Source organism: Ferruginibacter albus, assembly GCF_020042285.1.
Classification (GTDB): domain Bacteria; phylum Bacteroidota; class Bacteroidia; order Chitinophagales; family Chitinophagaceae; genus Ferruginibacter; species Ferruginibacter albus.
In genome coordinates this window covers 2,979,779-2,996,862 of sequence record NZ_CP083388.1, presented here as the reverse complement: position 1 = coordinate 2,996,862, position 17,084 = coordinate 2,979,779, and the positions used below count along the sequence as shown (strand labels likewise).

General features: G+C 36.0%; 17 protein-coding genes and 1 tRNA gene. 10 read left to right on the top strand and 8 right to left on the bottom strand.

Annotated elements, in window-relative coordinates; translation table 11 throughout:
- Positions 1-265 precede the first annotated feature (265 nt).
- A complete protein-coding gene (pafA, locus tag K9M53_RS12860) occupies positions 266-1,894 on the top strand; it encodes an alkaline phosphatase PafA (RefSeq protein WP_224015502.1) in 1,629 nt (542 codons plus the stop codon).
- 33 nt (positions 1,895-1,927) lie between these two features.
- Here the strand turns inward: pafA and K9M53_RS12855 are convergent.
- Positions 1,928-1,998: transfer RNA gene (locus K9M53_RS12855), tRNA-Gln, on the bottom strand.
- Between the two features lie 122 nt (positions 1,999-2,120).
- Here K9M53_RS12855 and K9M53_RS12850 point away from each other — a divergent pair.
- Entirely contained in the window at positions 2,121-2,888 is a 768-nt protein-coding gene (locus K9M53_RS12850; RefSeq protein WP_224015500.1) for a toxin-antitoxin system YwqK family antitoxin, read from the top strand.
- 28 nt (positions 2,889-2,916) lie between these two features.
- Here the strand turns inward: K9M53_RS12850 and K9M53_RS12845 are convergent, their stop codons facing one another.
- Complete coding sequence (locus K9M53_RS12845) at positions 2,917-4,569, bottom strand: ArnT family glycosyltransferase (RefSeq protein WP_224015498.1); 1,653 nt, start codon at positions 4,567-4,569, stop codon at positions 2,917-2,919.
- Positions 4,562-5,140 carry a phosphatase PAP2 family protein gene (locus tag K9M53_RS12840; RefSeq protein ID WP_224015496.1) on the bottom strand — a complete coding sequence of 193 codons (579 nt, stop codon included), beginning with the start codon at positions 5,138-5,140 and terminating at the stop codon, positions 4,562-4,564. Before K9M53_RS12840 ends, K9M53_RS12845 begins: the two co-directional genes overlap by 8 nt.
- A gap of 109 nt (positions 5,141-5,249) precedes the next feature.
- On the opposite strand from K9M53_RS12840, the gene K9M53_RS12835 reads away from it, so the two are divergent.
- Positions 5,250-5,966 (top strand): glycosyltransferase family 2 protein, encoded by a 717-nt coding sequence (locus K9M53_RS12835; protein ID WP_224015494.1) that lies wholly within the window; start codon positions 5,250-5,252, stop codon positions 5,964-5,966.
- Between the two features lie 14 nt (positions 5,967-5,980).
- On the opposite strand, the gene K9M53_RS12830 is transcribed toward K9M53_RS12835, so the two are convergent.
- From K9M53_RS12830 to K9M53_RS12820, 3 genes are read right to left on the bottom strand one after another with little or no spacing between them, the layout of a single operon-like run.
- A complete protein-coding gene (locus K9M53_RS12830) occupies positions 5,981-6,283 on the bottom strand; it encodes a hypothetical protein (protein WP_224015492.1) in 303 nt (100 codons plus the stop codon).
- On the bottom strand, positions 6,280-7,062 hold the full coding sequence (surE, locus tag K9M53_RS12825; RefSeq protein WP_224015490.1) for a 5'/3'-nucleotidase SurE: 783 nt from the start codon (positions 7,060-7,062) through the stop codon (positions 6,280-6,282). Before surE ends, K9M53_RS12830 begins: the two co-directional genes overlap by 4 nt.
- 44 nt (positions 7,063-7,106) lie before the next feature.
- On the bottom strand, positions 7,107-7,559 hold the full coding sequence (locus K9M53_RS12820) for a hypothetical protein (protein ID WP_224015488.1): 453 nt from the start codon (positions 7,557-7,559) through the stop codon (positions 7,107-7,109).
- Positions 7,560-7,667: 108 nt separating this feature from the next.
- Between K9M53_RS12820 and K9M53_RS12815 the strand changes: the two genes are divergently transcribed.
- The 5 genes from K9M53_RS12815 (at position 7,668) to K9M53_RS12795 (ending at position 12,553) form a co-directional block, all read left to right on the top strand.
- On the top strand, positions 7,668-8,420 hold the full coding sequence (locus tag K9M53_RS12815) for an XRE family transcriptional regulator (RefSeq protein WP_224015486.1): 753 nt from the start codon (positions 7,668-7,670) through the stop codon (positions 8,418-8,420).
- Between the two features lie 111 nt (positions 8,421-8,531).
- Positions 8,532-8,963 (top strand): single-stranded DNA-binding protein, encoded by a 432-nt coding sequence (locus tag K9M53_RS12810; RefSeq protein ID WP_224015484.1) that lies wholly within the window; start codon positions 8,532-8,534, stop codon positions 8,961-8,963.
- A gap of 269 nt (positions 8,964-9,232) precedes the next feature.
- Entirely contained in the window at positions 9,233-10,627 is a 1,395-nt protein-coding gene (locus tag K9M53_RS12805) for an ammonium transporter (RefSeq protein WP_224015482.1), read from the top strand.
- Between the two features lie 146 nt (positions 10,628-10,773).
- On the top strand, positions 10,774-11,871 hold the full coding sequence (locus K9M53_RS12800; protein WP_224015480.1) for a sensor histidine kinase: 1,098 nt from the start codon (positions 10,774-10,776) through the stop codon (positions 11,869-11,871).
- Entirely contained in the window at positions 11,864-12,553 is a 690-nt protein-coding gene (locus tag K9M53_RS12795; protein ID WP_224015478.1) for a response regulator, read from the top strand. Before K9M53_RS12800 ends, K9M53_RS12795 begins: the two co-directional genes overlap by 8 nt.
- Here the strand turns inward: K9M53_RS12795 and K9M53_RS12790 are convergent, their stop codons facing one another.
- Together K9M53_RS12790 and K9M53_RS12785 are read right to left on the bottom strand one after the other, a co-directional pair.
- Positions 12,554-13,483, bottom strand: coding sequence for a proline iminopeptidase-family hydrolase (locus K9M53_RS12790; protein ID WP_224015476.1), 930 nt, complete (start codon positions 13,481-13,483; stop codon positions 12,554-12,556).
- A 9-nt stretch (positions 13,484-13,492) separates the two neighbouring features.
- Entirely contained in the window at positions 13,493-14,947 is a 1,455-nt protein-coding gene (locus K9M53_RS12785; protein ID WP_224015474.1) for an amino acid permease, read from the bottom strand.
- A gap of 123 nt (positions 14,948-15,070) precedes the next feature.
- Between K9M53_RS12785 and K9M53_RS12780 the strand changes: the two genes are divergently transcribed.
- Positions 15,071-16,354: a dicarboxylate/amino acid:cation symporter gene (locus K9M53_RS12780; RefSeq protein WP_224015472.1), complete on the top strand. Its 1,284-nt coding sequence runs from the start codon at positions 15,071-15,073 to the stop codon at positions 16,352-16,354.
- 24 nt (positions 16,355-16,378) lie between these two features.
- Positions 16,379-17,077 carry a DedA family protein gene (locus K9M53_RS12775; RefSeq protein ID WP_224015470.1) on the top strand — a complete coding sequence of 233 codons (699 nt, stop codon included), beginning with the start codon at positions 16,379-16,381 and terminating at the stop codon, positions 17,075-17,077.
- The last annotated feature ends 7 nt before the right edge of the window (positions 17,078-17,084 follow it).

Here is a 17,084-nt window from a genome sequence, read left to right as displayed (position 1 = left end):
ATTGATTATCGAATATTGTTTTCTGTTTTAGTTTTTTGTCCAGGTAGCAGCACTTAAATTTTACATCGTTGTGTCACTCACTTGTACATTTATTTCTTTGTGCATCCATGAAGCGGAAAAGCTGTACCAATTCCCCAAATTTCCCTCCAGACAAATGCGCTGCAAAATTAAGGTTTTACGCCTAAAACACATAACCTTCTCTTAACACCAATTACAGGTTAAAAAGATAGCTTATGCTGTTACCTTTGGCTAAAAATTCTTAGGTATGAGATTGCTTTTATTGTTATCTGCCTTTTTCGCCTCCATAGTTACTTCTTCTGCACAAGATCAACACCTTACTAAACCTAAATTAGTAGTTGGATTAGTGATCGATCAAATGAGATGGGATTATTTATATCGTTACAATTCATTATATGGCGACAATGGGTTTAAGCGCCTCCTTAATGAAGGTTTTAGTTGCGAAAATACAATGGTTCCTTACGTGCCTACTTATACGGCGCCGGGGCACACTTGTATCTATACAGGAAGTGTTCCCGCTATTAACGGAATGATCGGTAATAATTGGTTTGACAGAAATACGAATAAAAATATTTATTGTACGGATGATTCCACCGTATCAACCGTAGGAAGCAACACTGAGGAAGGTAAGATGAGCCCGGATAATTTATGGGTTACAACTATTACAGACGAACTTCGGTTAAGTAATAATTTCAAAAGCAAAGTAATTGGCATTGCATTAAAAGACAGGGCTTCTATTTTACCTGCAGGACATACAGCCAACGCTGCTTACTGGTTTGATGATAAAGCGGGCAAGTGGATAAGCAGCACTTATTACATGAAAACCTTACCTGCCTGGGTGGGTGATTTTAATACTAAAGATCTCCCCGGCGCCTATATGAGCAAAGACTGGAATACTTTATTGCCCACTGATAAATATGATGTAAGCACTGCTGATGATGAGCCGTATGAAAACAATATCAAAGGCGAAAAGACAGTAACGTTTCCACATAAGTTGTCTTCTATCGGCAACGACAACAAATTCAGCTCTTTTAAAACAACTCCTTTTGCTAATACCTTTACGTTAGATTTTGCAAAAGCAGCAATAGAAAACGAAAAACTGGGAAGCAATAATGTAACCGATTTTTTAGCCATCAGCATTTCATCTACCGATTATATTGGTCATGCTTTCGGCCCTAATTCAGTGGAAATAGAAGATACGTATTTGCGGTTGGATAAAGACATTGCAGGCTTCCTGGAATATCTTGACGCAACGATCGGCAAAGGAAATTATCTTGTTTTTTTAAGTGCAGATCATGGCGCAGCGCATGTTCCTGCATTTTTAAATGACCATAAAATTCCGGCAGGTACTTTTAGTGAAGAGGTGCTTACCAAAGAATTAAATATGGTGATCGAAACAACATTTGGGTTAAAAAATATAGTGCAGGATCTGCAAAACTACCAGGTATACTTAAACATAAATGAAATTCAAAAAAGCGGTAAAGATGTCAATGCCGTAAAAGCGTTGGTCATTCAAACACTAAAACAAAAGCCATATATAGTAAATGCTTTCAACACAGATGAAATAGGGCAAGTAACTATAGCAGAACCTTTAAAGACAAGGATCATCAATGGATATAATTCCAAACGAAGCGGCGATATTGAATTTGTTATTAAGCCTGCTTATTTTGAAGGAGGGAATAAAGGGACAACACATGGTTTATGGAATCCATATGATGCACACATTCCTTTGGTATGGTTTGGCTGGAAGATCCCTCATGGTAAATTAAACAGCGAAACATACATGACAGATATTGCGCCCACCATCGCAGCCTTGCTCCAAATACAAATGCCCAATGGCTGTGTAGGAAAAGTAATAACAGAGGTGGTAAAATAAAAAAGCCCACGTTTAAGAACATGAGCTTTTTTGTTGGGTTACTAGGATTCGAACCTAGACAGACAGAATCAAAATCTGTAGTGCTACCGTTACACCATAACCCAATCTCCCGTAACGGAGCGCAAATTTAGTATTTGCAACTATAATTCCCAAAATCTTTATGTTTGCTTTAAAATATTGCCGCACGGTTTTTGTTCAAATAGGCACAAATAACAAATATTTATTTATGAAACGATTTGCTTTTCTTTCAATACTTCTGTTTTCTTTTTTGATAAAAGGGTTTTCTCAATACAAAAGCTTTAAAATAAATGCTGATGGCGATACTTTTAATATTGTAGATAGCAAAGGATTAAAGCAAGGTAAATGGGTAAACACCGTGGGAGAAATTCGAGGAGAACCGGGTTATGATGAAGAAGGGATTTATAAGGATGATAAAAGAGAAGGGGTTTGGAAAAGGTTTACTGCAGAAGGTGATATCGTTGGTATAGAAAATTACCGTTTCGGTGGAAAAGACGGAGTGCAAAAATATTTTACTTTTTTAGGACAATTAGAAAGGGAAGAGCAATGGCATTCTTATAATCCTGCATCGCCTTACGATACCATACCTGTGTATGGAACAGGCAGCGATGAAATATTACGTTATGATATTAAAAAAGCAACGCAATACAGCGTACCCGATGGAGATTGGAAATATTATGACGCTACTTCCGGAGCGCTTACGAAAACAATTCATTATGATCGTGGTTTGTTGACAACCAAACAGCCTAAACCTGCAGCAAATAAGTCAACGGGTAGTTATAATGATTATAAGCAGCAGATGCAGCAAACTATGTCCAAAGCAAATGCAACAGATTCTACAGCTAATGACAGTACGGTTGTACAGCCAATAAAGCCTAAAGACAAACAAAAGCCACAGGAAATTCTGGATTACGAAAAAAAGTACAGCAAGAAAAAAAGAAAACAACTGGAACGTACGGGTGAAACAGGACTTTAAACTGCTGGTTTAGAGCTGCCAACTAAAGCTAAATAATTCTTACGATTACAACTTTCTTTGTTACATTATTTCTTGTAACAGGATTTAGAAATTGCCCCGTCAACATGGCAACATGAAACGTATTTGCTGTATATACAATTTCATACTTTTTTCCGGCATTATTTAAGTCGGGTAGTTTATCATCGCTTAATAATAACCAATCACCGGAGTTTATTTCGCTAACAGCATCTTTATGTTTTATAATATCCTGCGCATAATAATGAACAGACCACCAGGCGGGATTTTGGTATAAGAAAACTTTATCAGTGAGTATTTTGTGTTCATGAATGAACCTGCCTGCATTACTACCCATTTGATATTTAAGTATAGAAGGATAAACAGAACTGTTCATGAAAAAATTAATCCCCAGGATAGCATAAATGCATATCAGCAATAGCTTTGGAACAGAAGGATTTTTATAGATCAGTATGAAAATAAAAACCATGAAACCCGCAACAGCCAATAGTATTGTAAATAAGTGAGTATCACTAAAACAATAGATCAGCAAGTATAACAATACTATCCAAAGCAATAAAAAAATTATAGAATGAGTTATTTGTAATGCTTTTCCTAAAACCGGATATTTCTTATCAGCAATCAGTTGATATAAAAATTTTGCTGTTATGATAGCAGCAAAAGGGAATACTACAAAAATATAATGTGGTAATTGGTAATGGCTTAATCCCAATGAAAGATAAGTAAGTAAAAATCCTCCGGTAGTGATCCATTCCTGGTTGGCAGATAATTTGAAACGTTGTGTAAAAAGTTGTTTTATTTCAAGAACAACTGCAATTAAAAAAAACAGTATCCATGGCAAAAAAGACCAAAGCATATTTTGCAAAAGAAAAAAAATGTTCACGTTATTATTCCAGATAGATTCACCTGTTATGCGACCAAAGCTTTGTGTCCAAAAAAAGAAACGTAATCCCGAAACACCAGTTTTATCATTTACAATTTTTTCAGGATGCAGATCAAACTGTTGATATAATCCAATGCACATCGGCAATAATAAAACTGCAATGATTAAAATGCTTAGCAAATATTGCCAACGAAAAAACACTTTAAAATTTCGTTGTAAAATAAAATGCGAACCAAATGCAAATACGGGAACCATCACTGCAATTGGCCCTTTCGTGATCAAACCGCCTGCGATACCAATGCTTGCTAATAGTAAATGGTAGAGTTTATTGTTTTTGTACCAAGCCGCTAATTGCCATATGCTGAAAATAACCCAGCTCATTAAAATGGTATCCGTACGTACATCATGATTTATTAAGAAAAATGCCTGGCAGGTGGCTAATACAATGGCAGATAAAACAGCGATTTCTTTTTTATAAAAGAGTTTACAAAATTGAAAGGTGGAATAAAGAGAAAACAAGGCAAATAAGAAGGATGGAAATCGATAGGAGAAATTATTTACCCCAAACAACTTCATGCTTAAAGAGCTTATCCAAAAAAGAAAAGGAGGTTTGTCTAAATAATCTCTGCCCATATCATGCACCTGTAGGAAATTCTTTGTAACCATCATTTCACGGCTTATAGATGCATATTGCGCTGCATCAATATCCATTATATCAATTCCAAAACCAATGATATAAACGGCTGTTAATAATACGAACAAGCTTACAACTCTTTTATCCATTTAATGTGCCTATATATTTATGAAATAATTTACTCATTAGCCATCCAATTATACTGCCTAAAAGTGCGCCTCCTGTTACATCCATTGGATAATGTACTCCTACATATACTTGAGCATAGCAAATAATAGCTGCCCAAAAAAATAACAAATAACTCCATTTGCCTATATACGGACGAAGTATAAAAAATAAAAAAACGGCAATACCAAAATGATTGGTAGCATGTGAAGAGGGAAAACTGCCATTGCCTCCACAATAAGCTGCAAGCAAACGAACATGAAGGTCAGGGTCCGCATCACCGCATGGACGTACCCTGCCGGTAAAAGATTTTAAAAAGTGACTGCTAATCGTATCAGAAATAGCAACAAGGAGAACCGTGAATAAAACAACCCAGCTTCCTTTTTGCTTAAAGTTTATTAAAAGAAATAAAATGAGGAAAAGATACAATGGCAACCAGAACAGGGGCTGGCGTAAAAAAGGCATTACACTATCAAAGAAAGTATTTTGCCATGCGCTGTTTATTTTAACAAAAAGCCATTTGTCAAAATTGGTTATTGCAGAAATAAGGCTCATTGAACAAACAGCATATTTAGTGTGTTGCAAAGATATAGTTTTATAAAAAAGTGATTCCTTAACTATATTTGTGACCAATCATATTATTGTTTGATTGCTGAAGTATAAAATGAACAAGCTTTCTATTATTATTCCTGTTTACAATGAGGCAAAAACCATTCATCTTATTTTAAATAAAATAAGAGATGTACAACTGCTGAATACTATTGAAAAAGAAATTATAATAGTGAACGATTGTTCAACGGATCAATCGGAACAGGCTATCCTGTCATACAAGCAACAAAGCGAATTAAATATTTCTTACTATGCACATCCTGTAAATAGGGGTAAAGGCGCAGCCATACATACCGGCATTGCCAATGCCACCGGCGATTTCATCATTATACAGGATGCTGACCTTGAATATAACCCGCATGAGTACAATATATTGCTGCAGCCTGTGATCGATGGATTTGCGGATGTTGTTTATGGAAGTCGTTTTATGGGAGGAAGGCCGCATCGTATTTTGTTCTTCTGGCATACCATTGGAAATAAAATGCTCACTTTTCTTTCCAACATGTTTTCCAATCTTAATCTTACAGATATGGAAACCTGTTATAAATTGTTTCGTGCAGAAATAATCAAACCCCTTGAATTAAAAGAAAAGCGTTTTGGTTTTGAACCTGAAATAACGCAGAAGATCGCCCGTATAAAAGGTATTCGTATATATGAGGTCGGCATTTCTTATTATGGAAGAACTTACGACGAGGGAAAAAAGATCAATTGGAAAGATGGAATAAGAGCATTGTACTGTATTATCAAGTACGGATTATTCAATCAAAAATAGTATGCAGCGTTCTGCTAATTAAATGTCTTGATCAGCAAAACGATCAATCCATAGAACATAGTGCTTGAAAAAATACCAATGGCAGTTTTATCCTTATTTGTATTGATATAAATGGTAAAAAACAATGCATTCAATAAAAGAGATAAACTTAACGCCACTGTAAGCATTTTGTGATCAGGCTCGTAGTAGATATATTGAAAAACTTCTTTGAAAGTAAAGATCTTAAACTTTATATATTTAAAAAGAAGAATTCCTAAAAGAGGAGCTAGTAAACCTATTACAATGCCGAGGACTAAATTGTCTTTTTTTAAAATCATTTTATTTTCCAGTTTTTCTCCAGTTGTTTTTTTAAGGTATAATTGGTAAGATCGAATTGAACAGGTACCACACTAATATAGCTGTTTTGTAAAGCCCATACGTCCGTATCTTTTCCTTTGTCAAAATTGACGAATTCGCCCGTAAGCCAATAATATTTTTTGCCCTGAGGGTCCAATCGTTCGGTAAAATCCTCTTCATATTTGGCATAAGCCTGTTTGCAAACTTTAACGCCTTTTATTTCTTTTAACGGAACAGATGGAATATTTACATTCAATAAAAAGTGCTTCTCATTTTTTTGAGACAATACTTTTTCCACGATCTTTCTTATATAAAATCTTGATGCAGTAAAATCAGCTTCAAAACGATAATCCAGCAAAGAAAAACCAATGCTCGGAATACTTTCAATAGCTGCTTCCATTGCCGCACTCATCGTGCCGCTATAAATAACATTAATGGAGTGATTAGCGCCGTGGTTAATGCCACTTAAACATATGTCCGGTTTGCGATGTAATATTTTATCAACTGCCAGCTTTACACAATCAACAGGAGTACCGCTGGTTTGCCACGCTTCAATGTCATCAAACAATTCAACCTTATTCATACGCAAAGGTTGGCCAATAGTAATAGCATGCCCCATGCCACTTTGCGCCTTATCGGGCGCTACTACTACAATTTTTCCCAATCCTTTCACTGCTTCTACTAAATTTCTGATACCCGGAGCCGTTATGCCATCATCATTTGTAATTAATATGACAGGCTTTTTCTTATCGTTTGCCATTTTCGTTAGTTAGTCTGAATCTTTTTTATTTATGCATGCATTTTTTAAAACCACGGTCTTCCAATCCCTTCTCTAAATGGCCACGGAATTGAGATCAATATTAATAAAAGAGCAATCCCAAAAAACACCAATGCTTTTTTATGCTTGGCTGCATCGGTTGATGCTTTTTTTACCATTACTCGCCCTACATGAACTAATATCCATGCTAAGATCATCATAAAAGCATGTTCAACAGTGAAGAACCGCAGGTAGCTGTCGTGCATAGCAAATTTCGGGTCTTCTTTTAATGTGCTGAACCAAGGCCTGGCAAAATAAAGGATCAAACCAATTAAAAGCTGCACATCAAAGCTTATCATAAAGAAAAGATTTGCTTTATTATCGCCGGCAGTAAAATTTCTTTTTTGAAAAACGCCTGTAATAGCTTTAAAAAAGGTCATAAACCCAAAGATCAAAATGATCCATCTTACAAGACTGTGAAGCGTAACAACAAATTGCATGGTTAGATTTTGTACAAAAGTAAGGTCTATTGCCTGTAAAAAATAATCCGAAATATTTGGTAAAGCTAAAATGTTTAGTATATTTGTGCTAATCAAATTAGTTGTAACATGTCTCAAGCCGGACAAAATCTTAAATACCTGCGTAAGCTACGCGGATGGACACAGGAAGAATTTGCAATTAAATTAGGAATCAAGCGCTCTTTGATCGGAGCTTATGAAGAAGAACGTGCCGATCCGCGTTTGGAAGTATTGGAAATCGTGTCTGAAATATTTAAAGTAAGTTTAGATGAATTGCTTTTAAAAGATCTAAATAACAGCAGCGGGAGTTACCTGGCAAAGCGACGCATGCAAAAAATGATGACAGCAGATCGGAACATTATTCATTTTGTGCCGGTAAAAGCGGCAGCGGGCTATTTGGCAGGTTATGCAGATACAGAATTTATTGATGAGCTAAATACGTTTACATTGCCGATGCTTGCCGGAGGCAATTATCGTGCATTTGAAATAATCGGAGATAGTATGTTGCCGACACCAAGCGGCAGCATTATAGTAGGTGAAAAAATAGAGGATGCAGAAAATGTAAAAAATAGCCAGGCATATATAGTGGTAAGTCGTAACGAGGGAATTGTTTACAAACGCATTGAAAAAAATAACAGGGCTAAAGGAAAGCTTACTTTAATAAGTGATAATCCCCAATACCAGCCATACCAGGTAAATACAGATGATATTGTAGAATTGTGGCAGGCACAAATGGTTATAAGTAAAGTAAGTCAGCAACAGCGTTGGGATATGAACTCGCTGGCAAGCATGGTGAATAATTTACAAAGCCAGGTAAGCTCTTTAAAGAAAAAGATGAACTAAAGTAAGTGTTATCTTACTGTTGAGATCTTCTTTTTTGCATCAAACTATAGTTATAATAATAGCCATAACTTTAAACCAGATACATCGATTAATAATTTAAAAACACATGTTATGATTAAGTTACAAATTGTAGGCAACCTTGGTAAAGATTGCATAGTAAAGGAAGTAAACGGAAAGAATGTCATCAATTTCAGTGTGGCGCATACTGAACGATTTAAAGACAGTACAGGAAATCTAAAAGAAAGAACCACCTGGGTGGAGTGTGCTTATTGGACAGATAGAACTGCTGTAGCGCAATATTTAAAGAAAGGAAAGACGGTATATGCGGAAGGTGCCCCGGAAGCGGATGCCTACATGAATAAAGAAAACCAGGCAGCAGCTACACTTAGGATGCGTGTACAAAACCTGCAATTATTAGGAGGTAACGATGGTACGCCTGTAAGTAATTCTCCTGGTATAACATCTGCATCTGCCTCTTCGAATACTGCAATTTCTTCGAGCCCTGCAAATGAGGTCTCGGTTGCAGATGATCTTCCTTTTTAATAATCATTTATAATAAAATTGCAATCCCCGGTAGCTCGGGGATTTTTTATTAACTAAATTTAATATTATTATTTTATCTATATATTAATTAAATATAAAAATATATAAACATAAATCAATGATATAGGCTGTTTTAGAGAATTTTTGACTTTTTAAGGCTGTATTTTATATATTAGTAAAATAAAAATTTATATTTTTTTTACGTCAAGTGCTAATTTTTATATATTTTGCCTTCAGAAATCGAATTAATAACTTAAAAACAGCAAATCATGAAAGTTACGTTTAAAACCTTAGCCCCTTTTTTGGTGCTACTAATTGTGGCCATCGCAGCCATTTTTGTTCCCAGTGCTACAACTTTTTCTGATCCTGATAAGGTTTATAGCGGAGCAGACATAGCCTGGATCATTGTAGCAACTGCCCTTGTATTTTTAATGACTCCCGGTTTGGCATTTTTCTATGGTGGAATGGTTCATCGTAAAAACATTCTTTCTACCATGATGAAAAGTGTGGTTGCAGCAGGAGTTGTTAGCGTTTTGTGGGTGGTAATTGGTTTTAGTTTATGTTTTGGAGATTCTATTAACGGATTTATTGGAAACCCAACTACATTTTTATTCTTCAAAAATGTATTATCGGGAGCTCCCGTTCTACAAGGTGGAACTAGCATGACCATTCCATTAGCTTTATTTTCCCTGTTTCAATTGATGTTTGCAGTGATTACTCCTGGGTTGGTAGTAGGAGCTATTGCTGAACGTATGCGTTTTACTGCATATATCTTATTTACAGTTTTGTTTAGTTTATTGGTATATGCGCCTTTAGCACATTGGAGCTGGCATCCTAATGGTTTCTTATGTAAAATGGGTGCATTAGATTTTGCAGGTGGTACGGTTGTGCATATTTCAGCCGGTTGTGCGGCATTGGCAGGTGCATTGGTATTAAAACCTCGTAAATCATGGTTTTTGCATAAAGAAACTGTTCCTGCAAATATCCCTTATATCTTGATCGGTACGGGTTTATTATGGTTCGGTTGGTTTGGCTTCAATGCCGGTTCTGCATTAGGAGCAAACGGATTGTCGGTGTCTGCTTTTGCAACTACAAATACAGCAGCTGCTGCTGCAGGTTTATCCTGGATGTTCTTTGATGTATTGAAAGGCAAAAAACCATCTGTTGTAGGATTCTGTATCGGTGCAGTAGTTGGATTAGTAGCTATTACTCCTGCAGCGGGTTTTGTAGCTGTTCCTCAGAGTATTTTTATTGGAGTTATCGCAGCTATTATTTCTAATGTTGCGGTTATGATCAAATCTAAATCTAAGTTGGATGATACATTAGATGTGTTTCCTTGTCATGGTATTGGTGGTATGGTAGGGATGTTGTTAACGGGTGTTTTTGCAGACCATAATGTTAATTCATTGGTACCTGAAGCGGGTGGTTTGGCAAGTGGAAGTGGTGCATTTTTCTTAATTCAATTAAAAGCAATGCTTTGTGCTGTTATATATAGCTTTGTTGTATCATATCTTATCTTCAAATTCATCAACTTTATTGTTCCTTTACGTGTAAGTGAAGAAGAAGAAGAGGAAGGATTGGATGCAAGCCAGCATGATGAAAAATATATTCAGGGCACTCTGTTGGTTCAAACACCACAAGGAGAGCAACTGCAAAATCTGTAACTCGAGGTTTGTTATTGTTTTGGGATAATATTCCCTTTGAGTTGCTGTATAGTTTAGGTTAATAAAGGAAGCTTCGTGCTTCCTTTATTTTATTTGGCTAAGATGAAGTATATTACATTCAACCTAAAACCAATCATGTGCTGAAATTGTCAAAAATTTCGGGTGTCCTTCTATTGATGAATAGTCTTCCAAAACGGAAGCAATATCTATTCAGCATTCTTATCATCTGTTTTGTATCCGCTATTTGTTTTGCAGGTAAATCTTTTATCGGTTTTGAAGTAGTTGCGTTTATATTATTGGTAACCCTTTCCATCATTGCCATGTTCTTCGATATATTACCTGTTTTATTAGCGGCATTTTTAAGTGCATTGATATGGGACTTCTTTTTTCTTACTCCACGATACAATTTGCAGGTTGGAACTACAGAAGACAAGATCATGCTGCTAATGTATTTTGTAATAGTATTAGTAAACGCAGGATTAACTTCTAAGATCCGGCAAGTAGAAAAACAAGCAAGAGAAAAAGAAGAAAAAGCACAGACACTTAAACTCTACAATACATTACTTAACTCCTTATCTCATGAATTAAGAACACCGGTTTCTATAATCATTGCGGCTACAGATAATCTTTCAGGAGGTTCTCCTCAATTATCAGAAAAAGATAAAGAAAACCTGGTACTTGAAATTTCAAAAGCTTCACTAAGGCTGAATTTACAGGTAGAAAACCTGCTTAATATGTCCAGACTTGAATCCGGTTTTTTAAAACCCAAAAAAGATTGGTGTGATATAAATGAGCTGGTATATACTATTATTGATAGATACAATGAAGAGTTTAAAGGACACAACTTACAGGTACGCATACCCGAAAATTTTCCTTTGTTTAAAGTAGATCATGGATTGCTGGAGCATGTGATCCATAATCTCGTTAATAATGCGGCGCAATACACACCGGAAGGTTCTTTAATTATGATCAGCGCAGAAAATATTCAGGACACTTTAATGATCATAATAGAAGATAATGGCAACGGTTTTCCTGAAGAGGAGAGGGAAAAGGTGTTTGAAAAATTTTATCGGTTAAAAGATTCAAAAACCGGTGGTACCGGACTTGGATTATCCATTGTGAAAGGTTTTGTTGAGGCTCATAATGGCACGGTGGAGCTTAAAAAAAGTGATTTGGGCGGCGCTAAGTTTATTGTACAAATCCCCATGCAAGAATCATCCTTTAAATATCTGCTAAATGAGTAACAACGAAATTTTGGTAATTGATGATGAGTTACAAATTCAAAAGTTATTACAAATAACGCTGGAGTCGCATGGCTATTCCGTAAAGCAAACATTGACGGGAAAAGAAGGCTTGGTAGCTGCGGCAGCATCTTCATTTCAATTAATTATTCTTGATCTTGGCTTGCCGGATGAGGATGGGCGCAAAGTCTTAAAGAAGCTGAGAGAATGGTATAAAAATCCTATCATCATTCTTTCTATCCAAAATAATGAAGATGATATTATTTCTTCGCTGGATAATGGAGCGAATGATTATTTGGTAAAGCCTTTCAGAACAGGTGAGTTACTGGCAAGAATAAGGTCTGTTTTAAGAGGCGTAGCAAGAGAAGAAAACAACCCGGTGTTAAAACATGGCAAACTGGAATTTGATTTCTCGGCACACACCGTTAAAAAAAATAATGAATTAATTCGACTTACTGCTACTCAATATGCATTGCTTACTTTATTTGCAAAGAATGAAGGCAAAGTATTAACACATCAATATATTTTGCGTGAGATATGGGGAAATGATTATATCGATCAATCTCAGTACCTACGGGTGTTCATCGCACAATTAAGAAGAAAGATAGAAGATGACGCCAATCATCCTGAATACATCATTACAGAATCGGGTATTGGTTATCGCTTTGTTGCAAAGGAAGTTTGATCAATGATCATTTTCCAGCCCGCTTAAAAATTGTTCAACTGCTATGATATTATCTTTTGGGTTGTCACGCATAGTTGAATGCCCGGAGTTTTTTATTTCAATAAATTGAGCGTTAGGGATAAGGCTTTGATAATATCTAACGGTAGTAGGTCTTGCTTCATCATGTTCACCACAGATCAATAATGTTGGTACTTTGATGGTGTGTAAATCAGCAAGCCTGTTATAATTCTTTAAATTTCCTGTACAGGTAAATTCGCTTGGTCCCCACATATATTCATAAATATCTTCTGCAAAATAACTATAGGGTGTTGGGGCTGTATCGGGTTGTGTTCTCAAAAACTTTTTATAATAAAGTGATACGGCATTTTGATAAGAAAGTGTATTGTAGGTTTTATTTTTTTCATTTGTTCTGATAGCAGCTTCTATATTGCTGGGCAGTGTTGATATCAATGTGTCTGCGTCTTTCATCCAACAATCTGTACTGAATAACGGGCTATTAAAAATGATTGCTTTTATTCCTTTAGGATGTTTTAAGTAATAATCTATTCCCAACATGGTTCCCCATGAATGTCCATATAAGTAATACTTTTTTAGTTTGAGTTTTTTCTGCACTTGTATTAATTCGTCAACGTAGTTTTCAATTCGCATTAAAGAAGTGTCTGATATCTTGTCTGAATTTCCAGAACCTAATTGATCTAAAAAGATCACAGAACGATCCTTGCTTAGTGCAGTGAACGGCGATAAATAATTGCTGTTAGAACCTGGTCCGCCATGCAATAAAAGAATAGGAGGTTTTTTCCCTTGCCCAACAATATTATACCAAACTTTCCCACCTTTTACATTGATATAACCTTCGCCGGGAGTTAAAGCTTTTTGTGAAGTACAGCCAGCTAGAACAAGTAGAAAGAAATATGTGAAAAGCTTTTTCAAAAAGTTTGTTTAATCAGGATTTCTTAACTTACTGTGTTTAGCACCATAAGTAAAATAAATTACTAATCCGATAATAAGCCATACAATTAAACGTAACCACGTATCCAGCGGAAGAAATACCATCATGAATAAACAAGTCACGATCCCTAAAATTGGAACCAAAGGAACTAATGGAGTTTTAAAAGCACGAGGAGCATCGGGTTGCGATTTTCTTAATACGATCACACCCAGGCAAACTAATATAAATGCGAACAATGTGCCAATGCTTGTCATTTCGCCAACAACTCTTGCCGGAACAAATGCCGCAAATAAACTTACAAACACCATAAATAATAAATTGGATTTTGCAGGAGTTCTGTATTTCGCATTTACTTGAGAAAAAACAGGAGGCAATAAGCCATCTTTACTCATGGAAAAAAATACACGGCTTTGACCTAATAGCATGACTAATATTACAGATGAATACCCACCCAGAATTGCAATGATAATTGCTTTGTTTAACCAGGGGAAATCAGGATGTAATGTTCCATCAGCACCAACTTTGCCCATGTGCTCAATAGCTACCGCAACAGGAGCAATACCATCTTTACCTGCAAATGATTTATAACTGGTAACGCCTGTCATTACGTGCGCAAACAAAATATATAAGACTGTACAAATTACTAATGAACCCAAAATTCCAATTGGCATATCTTTTTTAGGATTCTTTGCTTCCTGTGCAGCTGTAGAAACAGCATCAAAACCTATATATGCAAAAAATACAATAGCGGCTGCACGGATAATACCACTAAAACCAAACTCGCCAAATGTTCCTGTATTTTCGGGTATGTAAGGTTTGTAATTATCAGTATTAATATATTTCCACCCCAAAAAAATAAAGATTAATACTACTATAACTTTTACAGCTACTATTACTGCATTCACTTTTGCAGATTCTTGTGTTCCCCTTATCAAAAGCAAACTCATGCATATAACAATAAAAACGGCAGGTAAATTAATCATTCCGCCATCCCATGGGCCGGCTGTAAAAGTAGGGTCAACATGCATTCCAAATGATCCTAAAAACTTTACAAGATATCTGCTCCAACTTATGCTAACCGTTGCAGCACCAACTGCATATTCTAAAACCAAATCCCAGCCAATTATCCACGCAATAAACTCACCCATGGTTGCATAAGAATATGTATAAGCACTTCCTGCAACTGGAATCATTGAAGAAAACTCTGCATAACATAAGCCTGCAAAACCACAACCTAAGGCAGCAACAATAAATGAAATGGTAATAGCAGGACCTGCATTGGCTGCTGCCGCACCGCCAGTTATTGAAAATAATCCTGCTCCGATAATAGCGCCAATGCCCAATGCTACTAACGATCGGGAGGTTAATGTCTTCTTTAACCCCTTTTCAGAATCTTCTGCTTCGGCTATTAATTTGCTCAGCGGCTTTTTTACAAACAAACTCATATCAGTTACTTTGGATGAATAAATTGTTATGGAAAAATAGACAATAATTCTTAAAACGAACGTAAACGTATGGCTTAAAATAAAGAAAGATATAAATCTTATATTGCAAGAGTTTACGCCAATATGAACAGTCATACAACCACCAAAAGCTCACGCAGCCTTACTTTGTATATATTGATTGCAATGATAAGTGGAATTGTTGTAGGGTATATTATTCATCATAACACATCTACAGGTTTTATTGATAGCTTTTCTCCTAAAATAAAATTATTAGCAACTGTTTTTCTGCGCCTGGTGCAAATGATCATTGCGCCATTGGTTTTTGCAACCTTGGTAACCGGTATTGCAAAACTGGGAGACATAAAAACGGTAGGCAGAATAGGGGGCAAAGCGTTACTATGGTTCATCTCTGCTTCTTTAATTAGTTTATTGCTGGGGTTGATCCTGGTAAATATTATAAAACCCGGTCAAGGTGTTAATTTGGCAAATGCTGATATAGCTGCTGCTAAAGCATTAATGGGAAAAACAAGTGAATTTTCGTTAGACAAATTTATTGAACATGTAGTGCCTAAAAGTATTGTTGAAGCAATGGCTAATAACGAGATATTACAGATAGTAATCTTTTCTGTATTCTTTGGGATTGCTTTAACTGCTGTTGGCAAAGCAGGAGAGCCTGTTTTAAAAGGATTGGATGCTGTAGGCAATATAACATTGAAAATGGTTGATTATGTGATGAAATTGGCTCCTGTAGGTGTTTTTGGCGCTATGGCAGGTGTTATCTCGATGAAGGGGTTGGGTATCTTAAAGACATATATTCTGTATATCGGTTCTTTTTATTTGGGATTAATTGCCTTGTGGCTGGTATTATTGCTGGCAGGATATTTAATATTACGGCAACGCTTACCCGAATTGCTAAAACGTTTGTACAGCCCTATGTTTGTGGCTTTTAATACTGCCAGCAGCGAAGCCGTATTCCCCAAATTGGTGGAAGAAATGGAAGGCTTTGGCTGTAATAATAAAATAGTTTCATTTGTATTGCCATTAGGTTATTCTTTTAATTTAGATGGAAGCATGATGTATATGACCTTTGCCAGCATGTTTATTGCACAAGCGTATAATGTTACATCCGTAACGGGAAGCATAGAAACTCAATTAGCAATGTTGTTGGTATTCATGCTTACAAGTAAAGGCGTTGCGGGAGTTCCAAGAGCATCGCTGGTAGTAGTATTGGCAACTTGTGGCATGTTTGGCATTCCACCGGAAGGTATTGGGTTGATATTAGCAATAGATGTTTTTTGTGATATGGGAAGAACGATGACAAATGTTTTGGGCAATGCTTTGGCAACTGTTGCAGTAAGCAAATGGGAAGGGGAGCTAAATGATTCAAGTGTCAATATTATTAGATAATTTTAAAAAATTTTTTAACGCTATATGTTCGATTTTATATTACTGGATTTTCACTGGTCGCAATTATTGCAGCCACAATGGTACATAGAAAATGGCGGGATATGGTTTATCCTTTTTGCGGTGTTTGCAGAAACAGGGCTGTTTGCAGGTTTCTTTTTTCCCGGCGATTCGTTGTTATTTGTTGCTGGTATATGGAGCAATGACCTGGTAAAAGAAGGACTGGGGCTTAATATCAATTCATTCTTGGGCTTGGTTATATTAGGATTGATGATCTCTATTGCAGGAATAATCGGCAATTATGTAGGCTATTGGTTTGGTAAAAAAAGCGGCCCATTTTTATACGAACGTAAAGACTCTCTATTGTTCAAGAAAAAATATCTTATACAAGCACACGATTTTTATGAAGAACACGGAGGCGCTGCAATTATATTTGCCCGTTTTCTGCCCATAGTAAGAACATTTGCTCCCATTGTTGCCGGTGTGGTTGGAATGGATAAAAAGAAATTTACTTTCTACAATGTTATAGGATGTTTTTTATGGGTTTATGCAATGCTATTGGGTGGACATTATTTGCAAAGATTGGTTTTACATTGGTTTCATTTTGATCTGAAAAAACATTTAGAAGTAATTGTGATCGGCATTGTATTAATAACTACTGCTCCTGTTTTAATTAAATTATTTTTTGGCAAAAAGAAACAGCCAACTCCAAATCAAAATTCATAATTGCTTA